Origin of the sequence: Candidatus Nitrotoga sp. BS, assembly GCF_927797785.1 — a bacterium.
Lineage (GTDB): Bacteria > Pseudomonadota > Gammaproteobacteria > Burkholderiales > Gallionellaceae > Nitrotoga.
This window is the reverse complement of sequence record NZ_CAKMLL010000053.1, coordinates 1-3,246: the sequence shown is the minus strand read 5'-3', so window position 1 is coordinate 3,246 and position 3,246 is coordinate 1. Positions and strand designations below refer to the sequence as shown.

Genomic DNA, 3,246 nt, shown 5'->3' with positions numbered 1-3,246 from the left:
AATGAGACAGGCACCATTGTTATTAGTTCCGTTAATTACGGTTCACTACACTAGCTCTTTCTGTAATGTTTCCATATTAGGATAAAGTTTTTTACGGAATGTAACTTGGTAAAATTTCTGCAAAATGGTTTTGTGGAAGTGCTCGCATATATCGTTAGTATGTGGTGACATCGCCTTCGTTTTATTGATACGGCCAAGTGAAGTTTGAAGTGGGAGGCGCCGTCACCGTGCAGCTTGACTAACAAAAAAGTTCAAACATCTCCTGGGCGGATCAATAGCTCACTAAATCCGCACTTTCATTTTGCGCTCGCCCCAACCGCTTGGGATAACGAGGAGATTCAAAACGCGAATGCATAACGCGGTTACTACATTCGCACGCTACCTGTTCGAGCCTGGCTCTATCTAATATTCTCAAGTGGCCGCGACTATATCGAATCAATCCACGTTCTTGAAATTCATTTGCCACAACGCTCACGCTTGGTCTGCATACGCCAAGCATCCCGGCAAGAAATTCTTGCGTTAGGAAAAACGTATTCCCTTCCACTCGATCATGGGTAATAAGTAGTCTTCGGGCAAATCTCTGCTCGAGTGTGTGCAGACGGTTACAAACTATGGATTGTGCCATCTGATTCATGTAGGTGTGCGCATAGCGTTCGGTAATTCGTCTCAACGGCGTATCACCACTAATCGCCGCTTTAAAATCACTTACTCGCATACGCAGACTGCTGCCTGCAACCTGACAAATTGTGGTTTCGACTGCATGTGTGCTATTTATCAGAATCTCCATCCCTGTAAATCCTTCATTGCCCACAGCACTTATTTCGATCGCAGAACCATCTGCCATATAGGACAAAACTGAAAGTACAGTAGTACAGGGGAAAAGGATGTATTCAATCCGTGTATTTTTCTGAGAAAGTATTTCTTTCAAGGACAAATGCACAAGCTCCAGGCGCGGTAATAAGACTTGGTATTCTTCATCAGTCAACATTGACAATAGATTATTTCTGCACATACGTACTGACTGGATAACGTTAGATGTTGCCATGTTGTATCCCCAAGAAGGTAACGGTGGTTGAATAATCACAAAATTCCAATAGACAACTCGAGTCAGCGATATACAAGTACGAAGTGCTCTTGTTTTGCATTAGCTAACTCGCAATGCACAGCTTAAGTATTTAGTTTGCAAATTTGTCTATGAAAATTTACTTTTTTGTCTACGAATTCAAAGGTAATATAATGATAGGAAAGATTTTTAAGTAGAATCTTCATTATCAAAAACTCGCATGTTCGACTCGCCTATCATGATTCTGCGAATACCCCGATTAATGAGCGGTCTGAGATCACTTGGTATATCTTCCTTCAGTGCTTTGCCATAGGCCTTTAAGGAGTAAATGCTACTCTCGGTGTCTGGATAATCGCCATAGCGACTAATAGCAATTTCCAATTCGCGAATAGTTTTTTCACAATCGTATATACGTGATTGAAAATAAAATCTGAGTTCATCATCCTCCATTTTCTCCGCACAAGTCTTAAATCCCTCAGCATCATCGCGTGAAATTTCAATTAGATCATTCAGCACATTCACGATTTTTCTGTTTTCCATTTCTTTCTCCTGTTAGATCGCGCTATGCCGAATTTAATGTGTATTAATTAAGAGAACTTGCCATTTAAAAAACATGAATAAACACCTGATAAATCTTAAATTTATCCCGCAAGTTACGCGCTCCTTGTTGTCAACAGACAACTGTCAACAGACAACTGTCAACAGAGAAAACTCAAGTACAATAAACGTAAATGGTTACTTAAAATCAATACTGACAACTACATTCACCCACCTATTTTTAATAACAGGAAAGAGTTAATATAGTTTGCTAGAAAACCAAAATTAAAACTTTGGCAAAACTGACGTTAATATAGGTTTACATGCCAAATAGATGTGAGATCACTGTAGTCCAAATACGCAAGAGGGCGAACTACTGACAATGTCAGCGCAAAGTATTAATGTCCTCTATCTCCCAAATAGAAATGTCCCCTTGAGTTTGCGTTAAGTAAACTCAGTGCCCGATAAAAACCATAGCGGCGGACGCTATGAAATGAACATGACGAGTCAAAAGGAAGCAAAACGTTGGCAGGTAATAGAGCAACTGACTGCAGGTAAAATCGATCCAAAGGATGCTGGAAAATGCTGGCTGCTAGTGTGCGCCAAACCAAGAGTATCTTGCGGCGCTACCGTACCCTAGGCTTGCCGGGGCTAATCAGCAAGAAGCTCGGACGAGTCTCGAATCGGCGGGTGGATGAAACAATCAGGACAAATGATCAGCGAACATTATCTCGACTTTGGGCCGGCCTTCGCAGCTGAGAAAATGGCCGAACGTTATAATATACACCCATTGGTTGAAAGCACACACCAGATCATGATTGCGGCGTGGACTATTGGAGAAGCTAAGAAAGTTGCCGCAAGCTCTTGCAACTTCGCTTTGAATCGAGCAAGACCACGCGTACACTCTCTGTAGATCATATCGTGGCCACCGGACTGCCTGTAACGCTCTAAAGTGACAAACGCAACATATTCCGCACAATGCAAGACAGATTGCCCCAAGAAATAAGGCTGACTAAAATATCTTACATCGCCAGTGTGAACAATTGGTTACCCAGCTTTATTACTAATCTCTACCGGTACTTCGTAGTATTACCGAAAGATTTGGAGGATGAACACATCGCCTACCCAGATAACGCAGAGGGGCTCACGAATATTCTGTCCATACAGCCCACTAATCTTGCTGTATTACAAACGTAACTTTGGGCTTACACAATTTACAATAGGCTATGTCGCAATTACCTGTTGAATTAAGTGTCTGAGCGACATAGCCTTTATAATTACGCTATGGTAAAACCCGGTTATACTGGGGGACTCACCAAGGTTTGACCTGTACGACGATCGGAATGAATCTCCGAGTCTTGACCAAAAGACGAAGGAGAGTCACAAATGAAAGAGTACCAGAGCCTCGCGCATACGAGGTGGGATTGTAAATATCATGTGGTATTCATTCCGAAGATACGAAAGAAGATAATATTCTGAGTATTGCGCCAGAACCTTGGTTCGATATCTCACGAATTGGCGAAGAACAAGGAAGTTGAAGAGGAGAAATGATATGATCAGGTGAAACTGGACGTATAGCCGCCTCGGACAGCTCACGGTTTTACCGCCCCTTTGAGAAGCTTATCTAATAAGCCCCCGGCTTTGCC

General features: G+C 42.3%; 3 protein-coding genes and 2 pseudogenes. 2 read left to right on the top strand and 3 right to left on the bottom strand.

From position 1 onward, the window contains the following. Window positions 1–51 precede the first annotated feature (51 nt). The 3 genes and pseudogenes from MJ769_RS05940 to MJ769_RS05930 all read right to left on the bottom strand — a co-directional run. Window positions 52–183 (bottom strand): annotated as a pseudogene (locus tag MJ769_RS05940) (IS481 family transposase); the annotation flags it as partial. A gap of 88 nt (window positions 184–271) precedes the next feature. After that, window positions 272–1,045, bottom strand: a complete 774-nt coding sequence (locus MJ769_RS05935) for a Crp/Fnr family transcriptional regulator (RefSeq protein WP_239235152.1) — start codon at window positions 1,043–1,045, stop codon at window positions 272–274. 207 nt (window positions 1,046–1,252) lie between these two features. Beyond that, window positions 1,253–1,603, bottom strand: coding sequence for a DUF2383 domain-containing protein (locus MJ769_RS05930; protein ID WP_239235151.1), 351 nt, complete (start codon window positions 1,601–1,603; stop codon window positions 1,253–1,255). 496 nt (window positions 1,604–2,099) lie between these two features. Between MJ769_RS05930 and MJ769_RS05925 the strand changes: the two genes are divergently transcribed. Together MJ769_RS05925 and MJ769_RS05920 are read left to right on the top strand one after the other, a co-directional pair. Next, window positions 2,100–2,240, top strand: coding sequence for a hypothetical protein (locus MJ769_RS05925; RefSeq protein WP_239235149.1), 141 nt, complete (start codon window positions 2,100–2,102; stop codon window positions 2,238–2,240). A 746-nt stretch (window positions 2,241–2,986) separates the two neighbouring features. Further along, a pseudogene (locus MJ769_RS05920) lies at window positions 2,987–3,076 on the top strand (IS200/IS605 family transposase); the annotation flags it as partial. Between the last annotated feature and the right edge of the window lie 170 nt (window positions 3,077–3,246).

Excerpts from the sequence above, each read along its gene's own strand:
- MJ769_RS05935 (WP_239235152.1), bottom strand. The coding sequence starts at position 1,045 with ATGGCAACATCTAACGTTATCCAGTCAGTACGTATGTGCAGAAATAAT.
- MJ769_RS05930 (WP_239235151.1), bottom strand. The coding sequence starts at position 1,603 with ATGGAAAACAGAAAAATCGTGAATGTGCTGAATGATCTAATTGAAATT.
- MJ769_RS05925 (WP_239235149.1), top strand. The coding sequence starts at position 2,100 with ATGACGAGTCAAAAGGAAGCAAAACGTTGGCAGGTAATAGAGCAACTG.